Genomic DNA, 19,974 nt, shown 5'->3' with positions numbered 1-19,974 from the left:
CCTTTCAGAAGCTGCGGGCGGCGGCGACGCGGGCGGCGTGATAGCCATAATCGCCCAGCCATTCGGCGCCGACGCGCGCGCGCTTCATGAAGAAGCCCATGTCGAATTCGTCGGTCATGCCGATGCCGCCGTGCATCTGCACGCCCTCGCTCACTGCGAGCTTTGCGGTCTGGGTGGCGCGGGCCTTGGCGATGGACACGGCGATTTCGGCGTCTTCGGGGCTTTCGTCCATCATCCGGCCCGCATTGGCGATGGCCGAGGCGGTGATCTCGATTTCCGAGAACAGGTGTGCGGCGCGGTGCTGGAGCGCCTGGAACGAACCGATCGTGCGACCGAACTGCTTGCGTTCCTTCAGGTAGCCGGTGGTCATGCCGAAAGCGCCTGCCGAAACGCCGAGGAGTTCGGCCGAGAGCGCGGCCTGCCCTGCCTTCAGAGCGGTGGCGAGGGCCGCCATGCCGCCGTCGACCTCGCCCACCACGTCGTCGCCGGTGGCCTCGACCGCGTCGAAATCAAGCTGCGCATGATCACGTTCGTCGATCGTGTGCTTCGCGCTGCGGCTCAGTCCCGCACGGTCGGCGTCCAGATCGAACAGTGTCAGGCCCTCAGCCTCTCCGGGGCTTCCGGCCGTCCGGGCCAGCACCAGCACGCGCGTCGCGGCGGCGCCATCGGCGACAAAGACCTTGCGGCCGGACAGCCGAAAGGCGTTGCCGGATTTCTCGGCCTTCAGACCCGTCCGGAGCGGCGCGTGTTTCGGCCCCTCGTCCACGGCCAGCGCGTAGATCGAAGAGCCGTCCGCGATACCCGTCAGCCGGTCGTTCGCGGCACCCTTCAGCGCGGTCGCGGCCATCACGGCGGTGGAGATGAATGGAGAGGCGGCCAGCACCTCGCCCATCTCCTCGCTCAGGATGCCGGCGGCGCGATGCCCCATGTCCGACCCGCCCGCATCCTCGGGCAGGAGGACCCCGGTCCAGCCCATCTGGGCCATTTCCTTCCAGAGGCCGGAATCGTAGGTCCGGCCGGCGTCGCGGTTGGCGCGGAAGGCGCTGACGGGAGAAGATTCCTGCAGGAACCCGCGCGCCGCATCGCGCAGCATGACTTCATCCTCGGTCGGGACAAGCGAAGTAACCATGTCGATATTCCTTTACGAGGAGGGCAGTTCGAGAACGCGTTTGGACAGGATGTCGAGCATCACCTCGCTCGTTCCGCCCTCGATCGAGTTCGCCTTGGTGCGCAGCCATTCCGGCGCGAGCGACCCGTGTTCTCCGTCCCATTCGACGCCTTCGGAGCCGGTGATGGACATGAGAACCTCGTAGCGGCGCTTGTTCAGTTCGGTGCCGGCATACTTCAGCATTGCCGAGGCATGGCCGACGCCGCCCTGTTTCGCCATGTCCTTGTACCGTTCGAGCGTCATTCCCATGGCCAGCGTGTCGATCTCCAGTTCCATGGTTTGGGACCGAATGACCGGGTCGTCCATCAGCGTCTCGTCCAGGGTGTCGATGAAGGCCCCGAGCGACCGTGATCCGAGGATGCCGCCCGCCGCGCCCGAGCCGCCACCGCCGATCATCTCGCGTTCATGCGTCAGCAGGTGCTTGGCGACGTCCCAGCCGCGGTTCAGTTCGCCGACGATGCGCGAGTTGCCCTCATCGTCGGTCTTGGGAACGGTCACGTTGTCGAAAAAGGTCTCGCAGAAGGGCGAGGCACCCGAGATCAGCTTGATCGGTTTGGTCGAGACGCCCTCGGCCTCCATGTCGATCAGCATGAACGAGATGCCCTTGTGCTTGGGCGCCTCCCTGTCGGTGCGGACCAGGGCGAAGATCCAGTCGGCCTTGTTCGCATAGGAGGTCCAGATCTTGGAGCCGTTCACCACCCAATGATCGCCCTTGTCCTCGGCGCGGGTCTGCACCGATGCGAGGTCCGAACCCGCACCCGGTTCCGAGTAGCCCTGGCACCAGCGGACCCGTCCGTTGGTGATCTCGGGCAGGTATTTCAGCTTCTGTTCGTGCGTGCCGAAGGCCAGCAGGGCCGGTCCGAGCATCCAGAGGCCGAAGCTTTCGAGTGGCGAAGGCGCGTTCGCTTTCGCCATTTCTTCGCGGAAGATCTTTTCCTGGGCGCGGGACAGGCCGGCGCCGCCATATTCGGTTGGCCAGCGGGGGGCGGTCAGCCCCACCTCGGCCGCGTTCTCCATCCAGATTCGCTGCTCATCGCACGAGAAGTTGAAGCGCTTGCCGCCCCAGCAGATCGTCCGCTCATTAGCGGGCATATCCCTTAGTTTTTGTGGGCATTTTTCGGCAATGAAAGCCGCGACCTCGGACCTGAACTGGTCCAGGTCGTCCGAAAACGACGCCATATCCGCTCCTCCCAGACGGGTGATGTTTTGCAGTGCAGAATAGAATTTCACAGTTTGCTTGACAAGGCGGCCCGGAAACCTTTTGATCGGCCCCAGAAATGCGTCGGGGTCAGTACCCGGCCGTTCGAAACGGGAGGAAATTCATGTCCATCAAAACTGCCGCTCTCGCGGCTGCTGTCTCTGCCGTTGCCGTCACCGCGGCGCAGGCCGAAATCAAAATGGCGTTCATCGATCCGCTGTCCGGTCCCTTCGGTCCCTCGGGTGAGGCCGCCTACACCAGCTACCTGCTGGAAGCCGAGCGAATCAACGAAGCCGGCGGCGTCAACGGCGAGATGATCGAGCTGACCGGCTATGACAACAAGGTCAATCCGAAGGAATCGCTCGTCCAGCTGCAGAAGGCCATCGACAGCGGCGCGCGCTACATCTTCCAGGGCAATGGCTCTTCTGTGGCGGCTGCGATCATCGATGCGGTGAACAAGCACAACAAGCGGAACCCGGGCGACGAGGTCCTGTTCTTCAACTACGCCGCCGTCACGCCGGCCTTCACCAACGAAAGCTGCTCGTTCTGGCATTTCCGCTTCGATGCGCATGCCGACATGAAGATGGCGGCGATCACCGACTACATCCGCTCGCAGGACGACATCAAGAAGGTCTACCTGATCGGGCAGGACTATATCTTCGGCCAGGCCGTCGCCGCTGCGGCAGAAAGCCAGTTGACCGAGAAGCGTCCCGACATCGAGATCGTCGGCAACGAACTGCACCCGCTCGGCAAGGTCAAGGACTTCACGCCCTACATCCAGAAGATCATCTCGTCCGGGGCGGACGCGGTCATCACCGGCAACTGGGGCGCCGACATGCAGCTGCTCATGAAGGCAGCGGCCGAGTCCGGCTCCGACATTCCCTACATGACTTTCTACGGCGGTTCGCTCGGGGCCGTGTCGGCGCTTGGCGAAGGTGCGATGGACCTGCTCTACCAGGTCTCGGAAGGCATCACGAACCTCGAGGCTTCGGATGAGCAGTACGAGCTGATCGAGACCTACAAGGAACGCTTCCCCGAGTACGACTATTACTATCACCGGGCCCATGTCGCGATGCGCATGTTCAAGGAAGCGGCCGAGAAGGCCGGCTCCGTCGATCCGATCGCGGTCGCCTACGCACTGGAAGGTATGGTGCACCAGGACGCCTACGGGCCGGTGACCATGCGCGCGGAAGACCACCAGGCGCAGCAGAACCTCTACATCTCGACCGTGTCGGATGACGTGAAATACGGCGTCGACAACATCGAGCTGGGTTGGAAGGTCGTCGAGGGCGGCGAGATCGACGCGTCGGTCGCCGAACAGCCGACCACCTGCGAGATGGAACGCCCCGAGAAGCCGTAATCTCGGGCGCCGTCTGAACCATCTGACAGGGGCGCCGTGCAGGTCCGCGCGGCGCCCCAACTACACCTGAGAGGTCGACATGGAAACGATCGTATTCGCGCTGCTCAACGGCGTGATCTACGGGCTCCTGCTCTTCATGCTGTCGTCTGGCCTGACGCTCATCTTTTCCATGATGGGCGTGCTGAACTTCGCGCATGCAAGCTTTTACATGCTGGGCGCCTACTTCGCCTTCACCATTTCCGGATCCACAACCTTCTGGATCGCGCTCTTCGTGGCCCCCGTCCTCGTCGGGCTGGTCGGCGCCGTGGTCGAGCGCTACGGGCTGCGAAAGGTCCACGCCAACGGGCACGTCGCGGAACTGCTGTTCACCTTCGGCCTCGCCTACCTGATCGAGGAGATCGTCAAGATCGTCTACGGCAAGACGGCCGTGGACTACCGGATCCCCGATCTGCTGAATTTCCCCGCCTTCACGATCTACGGCGCGTCCTTTCCGGCGTACCGGATATTCATGCTGTTCATCGCGATCGGCATGCTGATCGGGCTGTGGTACCTGCTCAAGAAGACACGGGCCGGCCTGATCATCCAGGCGGCGCTGACCCATCCGCACATGGTGGGTCACCTGGGGCACAACGTGCCGCTGATCTTCATGACCGTCTTCGGGATCGGCTGTGCGATGGCGGGTCTTGCCGGCGTCATCGCGGGCAACATCTTCGTCACCGACCCGGCCATGGCGGTGCAGATGGGGCCGATCGTCTTCGTGGTGGTGGTCGTCGGCGGAATCGGGTCGCTCGAGGGGGCGTTCCTGGCTTCCCTGCTGATCGGCCTGATCCAGAACTTCGCCGTGGGTATCAACGCCTCCTTCGCCGAGATCTTCTGGTTCACCGGGCTCAGTCCGACCTCGGAAATCGGTGACATCACCATATCCTCGCTGGCACCCGTGATGCCGTTCCTGCTGCTGGTCCTGATGCTGATCTTCAGACCCCGCGGCCTGATGGGGGAGCAAGAGCTATGAGCGACGCAACCCAGAACCACGCGGATCTCGCCCCGTCGACCGGGGCCAAGTTCCGCCAGCGCACCCTGCCGATCCTGATCTTCGTCGCGATCATCCTCGCGATTCCGATGACGGACCCCTCGCGCACGATGCTGACGCTGATCCACCAGATGGCGATCAACATCGTCTTCGCGCTGGCCTACAACATGCTGCTGGGCAAGGGGGGCATGCTCTCCTTCGGCCATGCTGTCTATTTCGGGCTCGGCGGGTATTTCTGCATGCACGTGATGAACTGGATCGAGGAGGGATCCGGTATCTGGGGCAGCTACCCGACCTTCTTCCTGCCGGTGATGGGCTTTGTCGCGGGCGGTCTGGCGGCTGCCGTGATCGGGTCCTTCTCGTGCCGGCGGGCGGGAACGACCTTCGCGATGATCTCGCTGGGCGTGGCCGAACTCGTCTTCTCGGGCGCCTTCATGTTCGACAGCCTCTTCGGCGGCGAGCAGGGGATCAACGGCGACCGGATGAACGGCCCCGAGGTCTTCGGACTGTCCATGGGGCCGATGCAGGACATCTACTGGTTCATGGCCTTCTGGACCGTTGTCGGGATCGTCGCCATGTACGCCTTCACGCGGACGCCGCTCGGCCGTCTGTCCGAGGCGACGCGCGACAACCCGCAGCGGGTGCAGTTCATTGGCTACAACCCGACGCGGGTGCGGTGGCTGGTCTTCACCATCTCGGGCGCCTTCGCCGGTCTTGCCGGCGGCATGTCCGCAGTGAACTACGAGATCTTCACGCCGGAGGCCCTGTCGCTGATCCCTTCGGGCTTCGTCCTGATCATGGCCTATGTGGGTGGCATCACCTATTTCGCCGGCCCGATCATGGGGGCGATCCTGCTGACCTACATGTCCTCGATGATGTCCGACTTCACCGAGGCCTGGCTGCTCTATCTCGGTCTGATGTTCGTGATCATCGTGATGTACGCCCCGCGCGGCATTGCCGGTATCGTCTTCGGCTTCTGGGACGGGTTGCGCGGCGCGCAGTCGGGTGAATTCCTGAAGCGGACGCTGATCCAGTTGGCGGGCTGTCTGCTGATGCTGCTGGGCCTGATCGTCCTCGTCGAAGTGTCGATCCGCTGGTCCAACGGCTGGGGCGAGGTGTTCGAGCCCTACGGCATGCACTTTGGTCACGACAGCATCCTGACATGGATCGTCATTGTGGTGCCGATCGTGGCGGGGGCAGCGATCCTCCGCTACCTCGGCCGCGAGAAAGAGGAGATGCCGGCATGACCGCACCTGCGCTTTCACTGAAGAACCTGAGCAAGAGCTTCGGCCCGGCCCAGATCATCAACGACGTGAACCTCGACATCGCCAAGGGCGAGCGGCACGCGATCATCGGCCCGAACGGGGCCGGCAAGTCGACGCTGTTCAACCTGATCTCGGGGCTCTACACGCCGACGTCGGGCACGGTCTCGCTCAACGGCACGCTGATCTCCGGCGTGCCGCCCCACGAGATCAACCGGATGGGCCTGTCGCGGTCCTTCCAGGTCTCGAACATCTTCGCCAACATGACCGTGCGCGAAAACGTGCGGTGCGGCGTCCTGCATTCCCTGGGACAGGGGTATTCGTTCTGGAAGAGCGTGACCTCCTCGAAGGCGGTGCAGGAGAAGACCTTCGAGGTGCTCGAGCATTGCGCCCTCGTGGACAAGGCGAATACGCCGGCCGCGCTGCTGCCCTATGCCGACCAGCGCGCGCTCGAGATCGCGATCACCATCGCGGGCGGAGCGAATGTCATCCTGCTCGACGAACCGACGGCGGGGATGAGCCATTCCGAAACCGACCGGGCGGTGGAGCTGATACGCAAGTCGAGCGAAGGCAAGACGCTGGTGATCGTGGAACACGACATGGGCGTGATCTTCGATCTCGCCGATCGCATCTCGGTTCTGGTCTACGGCGAAATCATCGCCTCGGCGCCGCCATCGGAAATCCGTGGCGATCCGAAGGTGCGCGAAGCCTACCTCGGCGACGAGGCCCTGCCGGAGGAAACCGCATGACCCAGCCAATGCTTGAAGTCAAAGACCTTCATGCCTTCTACGGCAAGTCCCACGTGCTGCGCGGCGTGAACATGGAGATCATGCCGGGCGAGGTGATCGCGCTTCTGGGCCGCAACGGGGTGGGGCGGTCCACCACCGCCAAGGCCATCATGGGAGAGGTCGCACCCAAGGGAGAGATCCTCTTCAAGGGGCAGCCGATCTCGGGTCTGGAAAGCCACAAGATCAGCCGCCTCGGCCTGGGCTACGTGCCTGAAAGCCGGGATATTTTCCCGTCGATGACGGTGCGCCAGAACCTCGTGCTCGGCGTGAAGGATATGAAGAACCCGGGCAAGTACAGCATCGACCAGATGCTCGACATGTTCCCCAACCTGCGGGCCCGCGCCGACAATCCGGCCGGTGTGCTTTCGGGCGGGGAAAAGCAGATGCTGACGATGTGCCGGACGCTGATGGGCGACCCGGAGCTGATCATCATCGACGAACCGACCGAGGGGCTCGCGCCCAAGATCGTGCAGCAGATCGGCGACACGATCGCCGAGATCGCCAAGACCGGTGTCGCGATCCTGCTCGTCGAGCAGAAGCTGTCGATCGCCCTGAGGATCGCCAACAGGGTCTATGTCATGGGCCACGGTGAGATCGTCTATGGCGGCACCCCGGCGGAATTCGCCGAGCGCGAAGACGTGCGGAAGGAATGGCTCGAGGTGTGACCGGGCTTTCGGGGCGGGTGCGGTTGTGCCCGCCCTTTTTGTCTGGCGGACGACGCTCCGGCAAAGACATGCACGGTCGTGACAGGTGTCGGTTCAGCGCCCCCGGCCCGCGAGGCGCAGCCCCAGCAGGCCCGAGATCAAAATGATCACCAGTCCCGCCAGGGCGAGGCTGTCGGGCCAGTCTCCGAAGACGGCGAAGCCCAGAACCATCGCCCAGAGGATCTGCGAATAGACCAGCGGCGCCACCACGTTGGCCGGAAGACTGCGGCTGGCGATCAGCAGGAGGTAGTTGCCCATGGCCGATCCGATCGCGGAGAGGGGAAAGGCCCAGGCGAACCCCGGCGGCAGTGTCGCGGGCCAGATGACGGCGGCCAGGGGCGTCAAAACCACCGCGCCGATCGCCAGCTGTGACAGCAGAAGAAGACGCGGTCGGTAGACGCCCGCGATCAGACGGGTCGCCACCAGATAGCTGCCGTAGAACGTACCCGCCAGCAGCGCCATCGCCATGCCGAAGGACATCCCGAAGCCGGGTTTCACCACCAGCAGCACGCCGCCGAAGCCGACCAGAAGCAGCAGGGCGCGGATCAGGGTGACCCGTTCCTTCAACAGCAGGGCCGAGCCGAAATAGGCCACGACCGGCCCGACGAAGAAGGCGCCGAAGACATTGGCGATCGGTTCGGTCCTGAGCGCCGTGAGGATGGCGGTGATGCCGGCGACCACGAGACCGGTGCGCAGCAGGACGCGCCAGTCGCCGAAGGCGGGGAGATCGGCCCGTCTCAGCCCGGCGAAAGGAGCCAGCGCGACGGCGGCAAGGGCAAAGCGTCCCCAGGCGGCGAAATAGGGGCTGATGCCCTGAGCGGTCATGGTCTTGCCGCCGGTATCCCCCAGAACGATGCAGGCCATGGCCAGGACCACCATCAGAGCGGGGAAAGGGGGCAGGTCGCGCATCGCCCCTCATGATCCTATCCAGCGCGGCTTGTCAAACGCCCGCCCCGCGCATGTCCGTTCGCGGGGCGGGGTCCGGCCCGGGGCTATTGCGCCGGCAACGGGAGGTTGCGCTGCGCCTTCAGCCTCAGGGCGATCACGAGGCCGGTCGCGGCCAGGGCGATACCGGCGGTGCTGATGTAGGTCAGACCGACCGAGGACAGCATCGCCCCGCCCAGAACGACCCCCATGCCCTGCCCGAGGTAGACCATCGACCCGTTCAGCGCGAAGGCGAGCGTGGCGGCCGGTCCCGCGGCCTCGGCCAGGCGGGATTGCACGATCGGGGCCGTCGCGAAGAGCGATGTCGATCCGATGAGCATGGCGACGACCGAGCCCGCGAGCCCCGCGGGTCCGGTCCAGCCGCCGATCAGGGCCACGGCAAAGACGGTCTGCGCGGCGGCGATGGCGCAGAAGAGCCGGATCAAGGGGCTTCCGGCGGGTCGTTCGACCATGCGGGTGCCGATGACGAGGCCGAGAAAGCTCCCCACGCCCGAGACCATCTGCACCATGCCGACGCCCCGGCCGTCGAATCCCGTCAGCGCCGACACGACGGGCCGGACGAACCCGATGACCACGAATATGGCGGCGAAGGCGAACAGCGTGACCAGAAGATAGCCGGTGGTCGGCCATTTCAGCACCGCGCCGAAGGCGCCTTTCGGGACCGCCGGCGGTGTGGGCGTGCGCGGGACGAAGAGCGCGGTCATCAGCCCGGCGACGGCACACAGACCCGACGCCAGCCAGAAGCTCGACCGCCAGCCGTAGATCTCGCCGATGGCCGAGCCGAGGGGGATGCCCGACAGGAAGGCCAGGGTGATCCCGCCATAGACCATCGCCAGCGCACGCGCGCGGCGCTCGGGCCCGGCGAGCGCGACCGCGATCGTTGAGGCAAGGGGCAGGGCGAGCGCGCCGAGGGCCCCGGTCAGGGCACGAGTCACGGCAAGTCCGACGAACCCCGGCATCACGGCAGAGGCCGCGTTCATCACGGTGAGATAGACCAGCGACAGGACCAGTAGCCTCTTGCGGTCGAAGCGACCGGTCAGCAGGGCCAGGACAGGTCCGCAGATGGCGCAGGTTATGGTGAAGAGCGATTGCAGCTGACCTGCCGCGCCGACGCTGACGCCGAGGTCCTCCGCCATGGGGGTCAGCACGCCCGCGAAGACGAAGACCCCGGTGGTGAAGGCGAGAGGCGCCAGCATGAGAACGAATATCGGCATGCTCAATGCCCCAGCGGCCGGATGAAACACGAGGTGGTGCCGGTGGCGAGAACCCGGCCCGTGCGGTCCTCGATCACGCCCTCGGCCGTTGCGATGCGCTTGCCGCGCGATTGCACGCGACCGATGCACCGGACTTGCCCGGTCTCCGGGGTGATCGGCCGGACGAACCGCACCGAGGTGTCGAGCGAAACGAAGGTGACGCCCTTTTCCAGCGTGGTCTGCACCGCGCAGCCCAGGGCGCTGTCCAGCAGGGTCATGGCCCAGCCCCCATGCACCAGCCCGCCGGGATTGAGCACCTCGGCCGAGGGTTCGCCGCGGAATTCGACTTCGCCCTCTTCGACCCGCGCGATCCAGTGGCGCATGGTCCGGGCCATACTCGGCGCCGGTTGGTCTCCGTCGATGATTCCCTGCATCAGATCCTGGCCGGTCCTGTTCAGGACTTCGGAAATGTCAGCGGTACCAACGTTGTAGTCGGGGATTGGCGCGGGATCGAACATAAGGTACTCCTTGATTTTATGCATATACAGGTAAATCCATGCATATGCATGGGTCAAGAGGATATGATCGACACTAGAGACGCCCCCGAAACACCCGCTCTTGCCGAGTTGCTCTCGGGCTCCTGCTACTGCCTGGCCACGCGCAGGGCCTCGCGCCGCCTGGTGCGCCTGTACGATGCCGCGCTGGCGGATCATGGCCTGACGATCTCGCAGTTGGCGACGCTGGCGTGGATCCGCCACCTTCGGAAACCCACCGTCCAGAAGATCGCCGATCTGATGGAGATGGATCAGTCGGCGTTGTCGCGCGGCCTGATGCCGTTGGAACGGGCGGGGCTGGTCACGTCGCAGCCGGACGATATGGACAAGCGCAAGAAGGTGCTGGCGCTGACGGAGGCCGGCAATTCACGGCTTGTCGCAGCGGCCGAGGACTGGTCCGCCGCCCAGCGAGAGGTCGAGGCGGATCAGGCCAGGCGCCATGCCGATATCGCGCGGCTGATCTCGGGCATCAACGGCCTCGCCGTGTCCGGGGCCGATGATCCGCAGGACTGACAAGGGCAGTGCAAAAGAAGACGGGCGCCACACAGGGGCGCCCGTCGATCTCGTCATGGATGTGCGGCTCAGGCGGTTTCGCGCAGTTCCGGATGCTTGTAGTCGGCCAGCTGCTTGCGCAGGTTGAGCTTCGAGAACTTGCCCGTCGCGGTAAGCGGAATGCTGTCGACCCAGACGACGTCGTCGGGCAACTGCCATTTGGCGAAATGTTCGCTCAGATGCTCGCGGACCTCGTCGAGATCGGGCTTCTCCGCCCCCTCGGCGGCCACCGCCACCAGGATCGGGCGCTCGTCCCATCTGGGATGCGCGACGCCGATCGCCGCCGCCTGGGCGATCGCGGGATGGGCCATGGCGATGTTCTCCAGATCGATCGACGAGATCCATTCGCCGCCGGACTTGATGAGGTCCTTCGCACGGTCCTGGATCGACAGGAAGCCGTTCGGATCGATGGTGGCCACGTCGCCGGTGCCGAACCATCCCTCGGAGTCCAGGGCCTTGGCGCTCGCCTCTTCGTTCTTGAAGTAGCCCGAAACGACGGTGTTGCCGCGGACGTAGAGTTCGCCGACCGCCTTGCCGTCGTGCGGCAGGCGGTTTCCGTCCTCGTCGACGAGCTTGAGTTCGACGCCGAAGCACCGCCGGCCCTGCTTGGACTTGTAGTCGATGCGCGTGTCGAAGGGTTCGTTCTCCATCCACTTGGGCATGATCCCGTGCGTGCCGACCGGGGACATCTCGGTCATGCCCCAGGCGTGACCGACGCTGACATCCATCTTCTCGAAGGCCTCGATCATCGAGCGGGGGGCGGCCGAGCCGCCGATCACGACATCGCCGAACCCCTCGGGCTTGCGGCCCTGTTTTTCGATCTCGCCCAGCAGGCCCTGCCAGATCGTCGGGACGCCCCAGGCCGAGAACACCTTTTCCTGGTCCATCAGCTTGAACAGGCTTTCCCCGTCGAGGGCGGGGCCGGGCATGACCATGTTCATGCCCGACAGCAGCGAGGAATAGGGCAGCCCCCAGGCGTTGACGTGGAAGAGCGGGACGACGGGCAAGACGCTGAGCCCTTCGTTGAAGGTCGTGGTCTGCATGACGGACATCATCATGCCGTGCAGCACGGTAGAGCGGTGCGAATAGAGCGCGCCCTTGGGGTTTCCGGTCGTGCCCGAGGTATAGCACAGGCCGCAGGCCGTTTCCTCGTCGAAGAGAGGCCATTCGATCTCGGTCGGCTGTCCCTCGAGCAGGTCCTCGTAGCAGAGCGCCTCGAAGGGGGCGTCCGGCATGTGCGCCTTGTCGGTCATGATCACATAGGTCATGTCCTTCGGCAGATGGTCCTTCACCGCAGCGATCAGGGGCACGAAGGTCGTGTCGAGGAAAAGCACCTTATCCTCGGCGTGGTTGACGATATAGATCATCTGCTCGGCCGAGAGGCGCGGGTTGATCGTGTGGCAGACCGCCCCGATCCCCGAGATGGCGTAGTAGAGCTCCATGTGCCGGTAGCCGTTCCAGGCGAGGGTCGCGACACGGTCCCCCAGCTCGACCCCGTGCGCCTTCAGCCCGTGTGCCAGCTGGATGGTGCGTTCCCGGAACTCGACCAGCGTTTCCCGATGGATGTCGCCCTCGGTGCGAACCGACACGATCTCGGCCTTGGGGTAAGCGCCGGCACCGAATTCAAGAATTTCCGACACCAGCAGAGGCTGGTGCATCATCATGCCTTTCATGGCAAAATCCTCCCGTAATCTCCCGGGAAACTTAACGCCCGCGACCCAGAGGTGGAAGGGAATTCCGCAGTTTGACGCAAGGTTCGTTCGCAAGGCGGAAATTACCGGCCCGCCGTGCGGAAAATCACGGTGTTTATGCCGAAATATGTCTGTTTCCAATGGCATACGTTTCTAGATGAGGTAGGTATTGTCGTGAACGCGGCGCCGCTCCGGGCGCCCACGAGGGAGGCAATGATGAAAGCAATTGTGTGTAAGGAATTCGGCCCGCTTGATGATCTGGACTACAAGGACGTGCCCGATCCCCGGCCGGGGCCCGGTCAGGTCCTGATCAGAACCGAGGCGGCCGGCGTGAACTATCCCGACGGGCTGATCGTGCAGGGGCTCTACCAGTCCAAGCCCGACCGTCCGTTCACGCCGGGCAGCGAAGTCGCGGGCGAGATCGTCGCGGTCGGCGACGGCGTGACCCGCTTCCGGCAGGGCGACCGGGTCGTGACCTACTGTTCGGGCGGATATGCCGAGATGGCCGTGGGCAGCGAACGGACCTGTTTCTCCCTGCCCGAGGGCATGGATGCGGCGGATGCCTGCGCGATGATCATCGCCTGGGGCACGTCGCACCACGCGCTCAAGCAGCGCGCGAACATCCAGCCGGGCGAAACGCTCGTGATCTTCGGCGCGGCCGGCGCCACGGGGACGGCCGCGATCCAGATCGGCAAGGTCATGGGCGCCACCGTGATCGCCGTCTGTTCCTCGGACGAGAAGCAGAAGATCGCCACGGAACAAGGCGCGGATCACGTCATCGGATACGACAACCTCAAGGACGAGGTGAAGGCGCTGACGGGCGGCAAGGGGGCGGACGTCGTCTATGACTCTGTCGGTGGCGACGCCTTCAAGGCGGCCTCGCGGTTCATGGCGCCGAATGGCCGCCTGCTGGTCATCGGCTTCGCCAGCGGAGAGATCCCGCAGTTGCCGGTGAACCTGACCCTGGTCAAGGAATACTCGGTCGTCGGCGTGTTCTGGGGCAACTGGACCCGCCGCGAGCCCGAGGCCTATCTGGCCAACATGGACGAACTGTTCGGCTGGTATGCCGAGGGTAAGGTCAAGCCGCTGATCGAAGGGCGTTACCCGCTGGCCGACGCGGCTGACGTGCTCAAGCGCGTCATGAACCGGGGCGCGGTCGGCAAGATCGCCCTGGTGCCCTGACGGGCGCGGGCCGAGTCAGTATCCGACCCGGCTCACCATCCGGACGAGATCGACAAGCTGCGGCCCGAGGTCGTTCTCGAGCCGCTCCTTCGGAAGGGCGAAGCTGTAGCCGCCCAGGTTGAAGGCCAGCATCGGCGTGTCGGGCTGCTGGCTGCGGTAGGGCACGGCCACGGCGTTCACGTCGCGCTGCCAGCCGCCCATCATGCAGAAGAAGCCCTTTTTCTGAACCTGCTCGCGCGCGTCGTCGAGACTGTCCAGGATCTCGTTCACCCTGTCCGGCTCATAGCGGGTGCGAATGCGGTCCACGATCTCGGCACGCTCGACCTCGTTCGTGCCTGCGATATAGGCCTGACCGATGGCCGACCGGGCGAGCGAAATCCGGGACCCGACGGACAGCTGCAGAGAGATCACGCCCTTGGACCGGGCGGCGGCGATGTAGGTCATCGACATGTCGTCGCGCCCGCCCAAGGCCACGAGCACGCCGTCGCCCGCCTTGTCGGCGAGTTCCTGCATGTAGACCTGTGCGGTTTCCCGGACCTGCATTCCCGCCAGACAGGCATAGCCGAGAGACAGGACCGGCACGCCCATACGGTAGCGTCCGGTCCCGTCGTCGTAGACGAGGTATCCGGACTTCAGCAACGTGAAGGTCAGGCGCGACACCGTGGAATTCGGCAGGCCCGTGCGTTCGGCAAGCTCGGAGTTCCCGAGTCCCGCCTTGTCGGCCGGCCGGAAGGCCCGCAAGATCTCGAGACCGCGGTGCAGGGCCGTGACGAACTGGCGGTCACTGTCAGAACGCTCGCCGGCGTCCAACGTGTTATCGGTTGCTCTTTTCCGCACCATTTTCCTTTCCTCCGCGCCCGCTGCAGGTGTCTGCGCGAACCGCTCCGGAGACCCTATCCCTGTTCACCCGCCCGTGTCGCCTCTGCCTCCGCAAGGTCCCGCCACTTTACCTTGCCCGACCCTGTCTTGGGCAGGCTATCCCTAAAAATGATGTGTTTCGGGCATTTATAGGCGGCCATGTTGTCGTGGCACCACGCGATGACATCGGCCTCGGACAGGTTCCCGGCATCAGGGCGGCGTACCACATAAGCCTTGACCGTCTCGCCCCTGCGGGCGTCGGGCGCACCGATGACGCAGGCCTCGGATATACCGGGATGGCGGTGCATCAACGCTTCGACTTCGGCCGGCCAGACCTTGAAGCCCGACGCGTTGATCATCCGTTTCATCCGGTCGGACATGTAGAAGAAGCCATCCGCGTCGTAATGGCCGATGTCCCCGGTCCGGAAGAATCGCTTGCCGCCGAGTTCGATGAACGCCGCCGCCGTGGCGTCGGGGTTGTTCCAGTATCCCTCGAAGACCTGCGGCCCGTGTGTCACGATTTCGCCGCTCTCGCCCGGGCCCAGTTCGGCGCCGGAATCGATGTCGAGCACGCGGGACTCAACGTCGAAAATCGGGATGCCCAGGCACTGCCGGCGCGGCGCCTGCGGCGGATTGATATGCGTGGCGGCGGCGGTTTCGGTTAGGCCGTAACCTTCCACGAAATCCAGCCCTGTCAGGTCCTTCAGCCGGGCCGCCACGGCCTCGGGCATGGCCGCGCCGCCGCCGCCCATGGTGCGCAGGGAGGACAGGTCGTAGCTGTCGAAATGCGGCGCGTTCAGCAGATCGATCACCATGGTGGTGATGGACCTGAACATGTTGACCCGGTAACGCCGGATCAGTTCCGCGGCGAGGTCGCGGTCCCATCTCGACATCAACACCAACGTGGCGCCGGTCAGGATCGGCGCGTTCATCGAGTTCTGCATCCCCGTGACATGGAAGAACGGCAGGACAGCCAGCAGGGTCGTCTCTTCGGTGAAAGGGCTCCAGTACTTGTAGGCTTGAGCCGTCGCCTGGACCGAGCGGTGGTGGTGCACGCACCCCTTGGGATGTCCGGTGGTGCCACTGGAATAAGGGATGATCGCGAGGTCGTCCGCGCCGGAGCGCAGCGGGCCGGGGGCTGCATCGCCAGCAAGGGCATCGGTCCAGCGGGTCAGGCCGGCTCCGGTGATGCCCTCGTCCGTCATCCCGGCGAGACTGTCGGGCATCTCGAGGTCGCTGTCGGGATCGGCCATGTCCGCATAGGCGGCGACGACGATCCGGTCGAGATCGCGCGTGTCGATCAGCGGGCGCACATGGTCGAGGATCTCCGATCCGACGAGGGCGATGCGCGCCCCGGTGTCGCGCGCGATATGCTCGATCTCGGCCCGGTGGTTCATCGGGTTGACCGGGATCACGGCGGCATCGGCCCGCAGGATCGCGTAGTAGCCGATGATCCATTGCGGCGAGTTCTGCATGTAGAGCAATACCCGGTCGCCGCGGGCAACGCCCTGCGCCTGAAGCCAGCCGGCGAGGCGCTCAACCCGTTCCAGCAGATCGCCATAGGAGATCTGCGTTCCGTAGTAGTGGATCGCGACCTTGTCGGGCAGGCGGGAGGCCGTATCGATGAGGTTCTGTGCGATCGACTGCTTCGGGACGTCGATGCGATGCGGCAGACCCGGCGGCCAGTGCTGGAAGTGCAGGTCCGTCATACCTTCATGCCGGGCAGATTGAGCGAGGCCGTGTTGCCGCCATCGACCGGCAGGGCCTGCCCCGTGATATAGGAGGCATCGTCCGAGGCGAGGAAGCAGATCGCGGCGGCGATTTCCTCGGGCCGGCCGTACCGACGCAGTTCGCAGCGCGATCCCAACTTCTCTTCCTTGCCATGCTCGCGGGCATAGTCGAAGACACGCCGGGTCATGCCCGTCTCGATCAGCCCGGGGCAGACTGCGTTCACCCGGACGTTGAAGCCGCCGAGGTCGCAGGCGGCCGTCTGGGTCAGGTTGACGACCCCGGCCTTGGAGGCGGAATAGGCATTGCCGCCGGCGCCGGACCGTATCCCGGCGACCGAGGCGGTGTTCACGATCGCCCCGTGGCCCTGATCGCACATGACCCGGCCGGCGTGCTTGATGAAATTCGCCACCCCGATCAGGTTGACGCCCAGCACCTTCGTCCAGACATCCATGGCGTTTTCGGTGATCGGTTCCTTGGTGCAGGCGATGCCGGCGTTGTTGGCCACGACGTCGATCCGGCCCCATTTGTCCATCACGGCCTTTATGACCGCCTCGACACGGGTCTCGTCCGAGACGTCGCAGGCCATGGTCATGTGATCGCCCTCGGGAAGACTCTCCGTCAACCCGGCCTCGTTCAGATCGACGAGACACACGTTTGCGCCCTCGGATGCCAGCCGCCGCGCGGTCGCACGCCCGATGCCGCTGCCAGCCCCGGTTACGATCGCGACCCTGCCCTGAAATCTCACGTTCCGTCCTCCCGAATTATCGAACGATGGCACAGCTTTCGGCGCCGATCAATATTGTTGGAATTAGCTTCCGCAATGCGGATTTACGCCGGCTGCCCTTCCCAGTAAGGGGCGCGAAGCTCGCGTTTCAGTATCTTGCCGATCTCGCTGCGGGGCAAATCCTGGCGGAATTCGATGCGGGACAGGCGCTGTGTCTTGCCCAGCTGGTCATTGGTCCAGTCGCGGATGGCTTCGGCATCGGCCTCCGGCCGTCTGGGCACCACGAGGCCGAGAGGTGTCTCGCCCCATTCGCGCGAAGGGATGGCGATCACGGCGACATCGGCCACGTCCGGGTGCTTGCGCAGGACGGCCTCGAGATCGGCAGCATAGATGTTGAACCCGCCCGAGATGATCATGTCCTTCTTGCGGTCCAGGAGGTGGAGAAACCCGTCCTCGTCGAACCGGCCCATGTCGCCGGTGCGCACGAAATGGTCCCCCTCGGGGCTGACCCATGTCGCCTCGCGCGTCTTTTCGGGGTTGTTGTGGTAGCCCGGCATCATCGAGCCCGACCGGCCCACGACCTCGCCGTAGGCGCCGTAGGGAAGTTCATTTCCCTCTTCGTCGATGACTCGCATGTCCGCTCCCGGCTGCGGCTGGCCGACGGTGTCCCACTTGTCCGGATGGGCGGCGCAGTCGAGCACGGTGGCGGGCCCGCCTTCGGTCATGCCGTAGAATTCAAGGATGTTGCCCGGCCAGCGCTCCATACATTGCGCGATCAGCACGCCCGGCAGCGGAGCAGAGGTGGACATCTTGCACTGATAGCTCGACAGGTCGAACTCGTCGAAGCGCGGTTCATCCATCAGTCGCATGTACTGGACCGGCACCAGCATGGCATGGGTCGCGCGGTGCCGTTCGCTGAGTTCCAGGAAACGGACGGTGTCGAACCGGGCCATGGTGACCAGCGTCGCCCCCCGGACGAGGCCGGCGATGGCGGCCACCAGCGTGGTGTTGGAATAGAGCGGGGTCGACAGCATCAGCACGCCATCCGCCTCGAGCCCGTAGGCCGAGGTGCGCGAGAACTGACGCGACCGGAACCGGTGATCATGCACGATCCCCTTCGGCGTGCCGGTGGTGCCGCTGGAATAGATCATGTCGAACAGGTCGTCGTCGGTGACGGGCACCGGATCGATCGCCGGAGCGTCGCCCACCCAGGCTTCTATTTCGGCAAGGTCCACGATCTCGCTGGCGCCCAGTTTCTCGGCCGTGGCGCGGAACTGGTGCGTGGTGAAGAGAAGCGTGGCGCCGCAGTCGGCGCGTTCCTTGACCAGGGCCGCTTCTGTCGCGGAAAAGGGCAGGGGCACCATGCAGGCGCCCGCGTACAATACGCCCGCGTACATGGCGACGTTGTTGGCCGAGTTCTCGGCAAGCGAGGCGACCATGCTGCCCGGCCCGATCCCCATGGATCGGAGCCGTCCGGCGATCCGGGCGACGAGGTCGCCGAACTCGGCCCAGCTCATGGTGCCGATCTCGTCGATGACGCAGGGCTTGGAGCCGTGGACCTCGGCGTTCTCCTTCATGCGGGGACCGAAGCGAACCAGCTCCTCGCCCTCGATCACCTTGGGCGTCAGGCGTGCCACCCCTGTCGATTGATCGTTCGTCACGATCCGCTCCTCCCGCTGCCGACCTTGAATGGCGGCATCTTATCGTCGGGAAAGACGGGGTCAATATTCCGCTTATCGGAACACCTTTCCGCAGGTTGACTTGCCTGAGAAAGCCGTGTCCATTACCGCGAGCCACGAGGAGGACCTGCCATGTACGATCATTTCCCGATTTCGGATCGCGCCAAACGGATGCGTGAAACCCTGTTGAAATTCATGGATGATCACATCTACCCGGCCGAAACGACCTATAAGCAACAGGTCGCGGAGGGTGACCGCTGGCAGCCCGTCCCCATCATGGAGGAGCTGAAGGCCAAGGGGCGCGAATCCGGCCTCTGGAACATGTTCCTCACGCATGACGCGGGCGAGTACAAGGGCGCGGGTCTCACGAACCTCGAATACGGCACTCTCTGCGAAATCATGGGCCGCTCCTCGATCGGGTCCGAGCCGTTCAACTGCTCGGCCCCCGACACCGGCAACATGGAGACGATCTTCATGTACGGCACCGAAGAGCACAAGGCGACCTGGCTCAAGCCGCTGCTGGACGGCGAGATCCGCTCGTGTTTCGCGATGACGGAGCCGGGGGTCGCCTCGTCGGATGCCACCAACATCGAGACCAGGATAGTCCGGGACGGCGACGACTATGTCATCAACGGGCGCAAGTGGTGGTCGTCGGGTGCCATGGACCCGCGCTGCAAGATCGCGATCCTGATGGGCAAGACCGATCCGGAAGCCGAGACCTACCGCCAGCAGTCGATGATCCTCGTTCCGTTCGACACGCCCGGCGTCAAGGTGATCCGCCCGCTCTCGGTGATCGGCTACGACCATGCGCCGCACGGTCATGCGGAGGTCGAGTATACCGATGTGCGGGTGCCCGCGTCGAACATCCTGCTGGGCGAGGGCCGGGGCTTCGAGATCGCCCAGGGCCGGCTCGGACCGGGCCGCATCCATCACGCGATGCGGTCGGTCGGCCAGGCGGAGCGCGCGCTCGAGATGATGTGCGAGCGGGCCATGGGCCGGAGCGCCTTCGGCAAGCGGATCGCCGACATGGGCGTGACCAAGCACTGGATCGCGGAGAGCCGAATGGAGATCGAACAGGCCCGCCTGCTCGTGCTGCACGCCGCCTACATGATGGACACTGTCGGCAACAAGACCGCGCGCAAGGAGATCGCGATGATCAAGGTGGTCGCCGCCAACATGGTGCAGCGGGTGATCGACCGCGCCATGCAGGTTCACGGTGCCGCCGGTGTCAGCCAGGACACCTCGCTCGCCTCGGCCTTCGCCAATGCCCGGACCATGCGCCTCGTCGACGGTCCGGACGAGGTGCACCGGGAGACCGTGGCCAAGCTCGAACTGAAGCAGTACCGGAACTGAGG

At 64.8% G+C, this 19,974-nt stretch carries 18 protein-coding genes; 8 read left to right on the top strand and 10 right to left on the bottom strand.

The features are described from left to right. Positions 1-4 precede the first annotated feature (4 nt). Both OB2597_RS14990 and OB2597_RS14985 read right to left on the bottom strand, forming a co-directional pair. Positions 5-1,129 (bottom strand): acyl-CoA dehydrogenase family protein, encoded by a 1,125-nt coding sequence (locus OB2597_RS14990; protein ID WP_009806443.1) that lies wholly within the window; start codon positions 1,127-1,129, stop codon positions 5-7. A 12-nt stretch (positions 1,130-1,141) separates the two neighbouring features. Next, positions 1,142-2,347 (bottom strand): acyl-CoA dehydrogenase family protein, encoded by a 1,206-nt coding sequence (locus OB2597_RS14985; RefSeq protein ID WP_009806442.1) that lies wholly within the window; start codon positions 2,345-2,347, stop codon positions 1,142-1,144. Between the two features lie 143 nt (positions 2,348-2,490). Here OB2597_RS14985 and OB2597_RS14980 point away from each other — a divergent pair, with 143 nt between their 5' ends. From OB2597_RS14980 to OB2597_RS14960, 5 genes are all read left to right on the top strand, one after another. After that, complete coding sequence (locus tag OB2597_RS14980; RefSeq protein WP_009806441.1) at positions 2,491-3,726, top strand: branched-chain amino acid ABC transporter substrate-binding protein; 1,236 nt, start codon at positions 2,491-2,493, stop codon at positions 3,724-3,726. 79 nt (positions 3,727-3,805) lie between these two features. Next, positions 3,806-4,738 (top strand): branched-chain amino acid ABC transporter permease, encoded by a 933-nt coding sequence (locus OB2597_RS14975; RefSeq protein WP_009806440.1) that lies wholly within the window; start codon positions 3,806-3,808, stop codon positions 4,736-4,738. Next, positions 4,735-6,003, top strand: a complete 1,269-nt coding sequence (locus tag OB2597_RS14970) for a branched-chain amino acid ABC transporter permease (RefSeq protein ID WP_009806439.1) — start codon at positions 4,735-4,737, stop codon at positions 6,001-6,003. Before OB2597_RS14975 ends, OB2597_RS14970 begins: the two co-directional genes overlap by 4 nt. Beyond that, positions 6,000-6,767 (top strand): ABC transporter ATP-binding protein, encoded by a 768-nt coding sequence (locus tag OB2597_RS14965; protein ID WP_009806438.1) that lies wholly within the window; start codon positions 6,000-6,002, stop codon positions 6,765-6,767. Before OB2597_RS14970 ends, OB2597_RS14965 begins: the two co-directional genes overlap by 4 nt. Further along, complete coding sequence (locus OB2597_RS14960; RefSeq protein WP_202944581.1) at positions 6,764-7,471, top strand: ABC transporter ATP-binding protein; 708 nt, start codon at positions 6,764-6,766, stop codon at positions 7,469-7,471. Before OB2597_RS14965 ends, OB2597_RS14960 begins: the two co-directional genes overlap by 4 nt. Positions 7,472-7,564: 93 nt before the next feature. On the opposite strand, the gene OB2597_RS14955 is transcribed toward OB2597_RS14960, so the two are convergent. The 3 genes from OB2597_RS14955 to OB2597_RS14945 all read right to left on the bottom strand — a co-directional run bounded on the left by OB2597_RS14955 (position 7,565) and on the right by OB2597_RS14945 (position 10,166). Continuing rightward, positions 7,565-8,419 carry a DMT family transporter gene (locus OB2597_RS14955; protein ID WP_009806436.1) on the bottom strand — a complete coding sequence of 285 codons (855 nt, stop codon included), beginning with the start codon at positions 8,417-8,419 and terminating at the stop codon, positions 7,565-7,567. 83 nt (positions 8,420-8,502) lie between these two features. Further along, on the bottom strand, positions 8,503-9,669 hold the full coding sequence (locus OB2597_RS14950; protein ID WP_009806435.1) for an MFS transporter: 1,167 nt from the start codon (positions 9,667-9,669) through the stop codon (positions 8,503-8,505). Between the two features lie 2 nt (positions 9,670-9,671). After that, positions 9,672-10,166: a PaaI family thioesterase gene (locus OB2597_RS14945; protein ID WP_009806434.1), complete on the bottom strand. Its 495-nt coding sequence runs from the start codon at positions 10,164-10,166 to the stop codon at positions 9,672-9,674. A 63-nt stretch (positions 10,167-10,229) separates the two neighbouring features. On the opposite strand from OB2597_RS14945, the gene OB2597_RS14940 reads away from it, so the two are divergent. Beyond that, entirely contained in the window at positions 10,230-10,715 is a 486-nt protein-coding gene (locus OB2597_RS14940) for a MarR family winged helix-turn-helix transcriptional regulator (protein WP_009806433.1), read from the top strand. A 68-nt stretch (positions 10,716-10,783) separates the two neighbouring features. On the opposite strand, the gene OB2597_RS14935 is transcribed toward OB2597_RS14940, so the two are convergent. Next, complete coding sequence (locus OB2597_RS14935) at positions 10,784-12,427, bottom strand: long-chain fatty acid--CoA ligase (RefSeq protein WP_009806432.1); 1,644 nt, start codon at positions 12,425-12,427, stop codon at positions 10,784-10,786. 234 nt (positions 12,428-12,661) lie between these two features. On the opposite strand from OB2597_RS14935, the gene OB2597_RS14930 reads away from it, so the two are divergent. Beyond that, a complete protein-coding gene (locus OB2597_RS14930; protein ID WP_009806431.1) occupies positions 12,662-13,627 on the top strand; it encodes an NADPH:quinone oxidoreductase family protein in 966 nt (321 codons plus the stop codon). A gap of 15 nt (positions 13,628-13,642) precedes the next feature. Here the strand turns inward: OB2597_RS14930 and OB2597_RS14925 are convergent, their stop codons facing one another. The 4 genes from OB2597_RS14925 to OB2597_RS14910 form a co-directional block, all read right to left on the bottom strand. Then, positions 13,643-14,467 carry an IclR family transcriptional regulator gene (locus tag OB2597_RS14925; RefSeq protein ID WP_050759240.1) on the bottom strand — a complete coding sequence of 275 codons (825 nt, stop codon included), beginning with the start codon at positions 14,465-14,467 and terminating at the stop codon, positions 13,643-13,645. 53 nt (positions 14,468-14,520) lie between these two features. Continuing rightward, positions 14,521-16,194 (bottom strand): long-chain-fatty-acid--CoA ligase, encoded by a 1,674-nt coding sequence (locus OB2597_RS14920; protein WP_009806429.1) that lies wholly within the window; start codon positions 16,192-16,194, stop codon positions 14,521-14,523. Further along, on the bottom strand, positions 16,191-16,961 hold the full coding sequence (locus OB2597_RS14915; protein WP_009806428.1) for an SDR family NAD(P)-dependent oxidoreductase: 771 nt from the start codon (positions 16,959-16,961) through the stop codon (positions 16,191-16,193). The genes OB2597_RS14920 and OB2597_RS14915 overlap by 4 nt, the downstream gene beginning before the upstream one ends. A gap of 83 nt (positions 16,962-17,044) precedes the next feature. Then, entirely contained in the window at positions 17,045-18,601 is a 1,557-nt protein-coding gene (locus OB2597_RS14910; RefSeq protein ID WP_009806427.1) for a class I adenylate-forming enzyme family protein, read from the bottom strand. Positions 18,602-18,751: 150 nt separating this feature from the next. Here OB2597_RS14910 and OB2597_RS14905 point away from each other — a divergent pair, with 150 nt between their 5' ends. Continuing rightward, a complete protein-coding gene (locus OB2597_RS14905; protein ID WP_009806426.1) occupies positions 18,752-19,972 on the top strand; it encodes an acyl-CoA dehydrogenase family protein in 1,221 nt (406 codons plus the stop codon). Positions 19,973-19,974 lie beyond the last annotated feature (2 nt).

The organism is Pseudooceanicola batsensis HTCC2597 (assembly GCF_000152725.1).
In the GTDB taxonomy this organism is placed as follows: domain Bacteria; phylum Pseudomonadota; class Alphaproteobacteria; order Rhodobacterales; family Rhodobacteraceae; genus Pseudooceanicola; species Pseudooceanicola batsensis.
Note: the sequence above shows the minus strand (reverse complement) of the source record. Positions and strands in the feature narration are given on the sequence as shown.

What these genes read in the sequence shown, in the direction of transcription:
- OB2597_RS14960 (WP_202944581.1), top strand. Translation starts at nt 6,764, where the DNA reads ATGACCCAGCCAATGCTTGAAGTCAAAGACCTTCATGCCTTCTACGGC.
- OB2597_RS14920 (WP_009806429.1), bottom strand. Translation starts at nt 16,194, where the DNA reads ATGACGGACCTGCACTTCCAGCACTGGCCGCCGGGTCTGCCGCATCGC.
- OB2597_RS14980 (WP_009806441.1), top strand. Translation starts at nt 2,491, where the DNA reads ATGTCCATCAAAACTGCCGCTCTCGCGGCTGCTGTCTCTGCCGTTGCC.
- OB2597_RS14950 (WP_009806435.1), bottom strand. Translation starts at nt 9,669, where the DNA reads ATGCCGATATTCGTTCTCATGCTGGCGCCTCTCGCCTTCACCACCGGG.
- OB2597_RS14905 (WP_009806426.1), top strand. Translation starts at nt 18,752, where the DNA reads ATGTACGATCATTTCCCGATTTCGGATCGCGCCAAACGGATGCGTGAA.
- OB2597_RS14935 (WP_009806432.1), bottom strand. Translation starts at nt 12,427, where the DNA reads ATGAAAGGCATGATGATGCACCAGCCTCTGCTGGTGTCGGAAATTCTT.
- OB2597_RS14955 (WP_009806436.1), bottom strand. Translation starts at nt 8,419, where the DNA reads ATGCGCGACCTGCCCCCTTTCCCCGCTCTGATGGTGGTCCTGGCCATG.
- OB2597_RS14925 (WP_050759240.1), bottom strand. Translation starts at nt 14,467, where the DNA reads ATGGTGCGGAAAAGAGCAACCGATAACACGTTGGACGCCGGCGAGCGT.
- OB2597_RS14930 (WP_009806431.1), top strand. Translation starts at nt 12,662, where the DNA reads ATGAAAGCAATTGTGTGTAAGGAATTCGGCCCGCTTGATGATCTGGAC.
- OB2597_RS14945 (WP_009806434.1), bottom strand. Translation starts at nt 10,166, where the DNA reads ATGTTCGATCCCGCGCCAATCCCCGACTACAACGTTGGTACCGCTGAC.
- OB2597_RS14970 (WP_009806439.1), top strand. Translation starts at nt 4,735, where the DNA reads ATGAGCGACGCAACCCAGAACCACGCGGATCTCGCCCCGTCGACCGGG.
- OB2597_RS14990 (WP_009806443.1), bottom strand. Translation starts at nt 1,129, where the DNA reads ATGGTTACTTCGCTTGTCCCGACCGAGGATGAAGTCATGCTGCGCGAT.
- OB2597_RS14975 (WP_009806440.1), top strand. Translation starts at nt 3,806, where the DNA reads ATGGAAACGATCGTATTCGCGCTGCTCAACGGCGTGATCTACGGGCTC.
- OB2597_RS14965 (WP_009806438.1), top strand. Translation starts at nt 6,000, where the DNA reads ATGACCGCACCTGCGCTTTCACTGAAGAACCTGAGCAAGAGCTTCGGC.
- OB2597_RS14940 (WP_009806433.1), top strand. Translation starts at nt 10,230, where the DNA reads ATGATCGACACTAGAGACGCCCCCGAAACACCCGCTCTTGCCGAGTTG.
- OB2597_RS14985 (WP_009806442.1), bottom strand. Translation starts at nt 2,347, where the DNA reads ATGGCGTCGTTTTCGGACGACCTGGACCAGTTCAGGTCCGAGGTCGCG.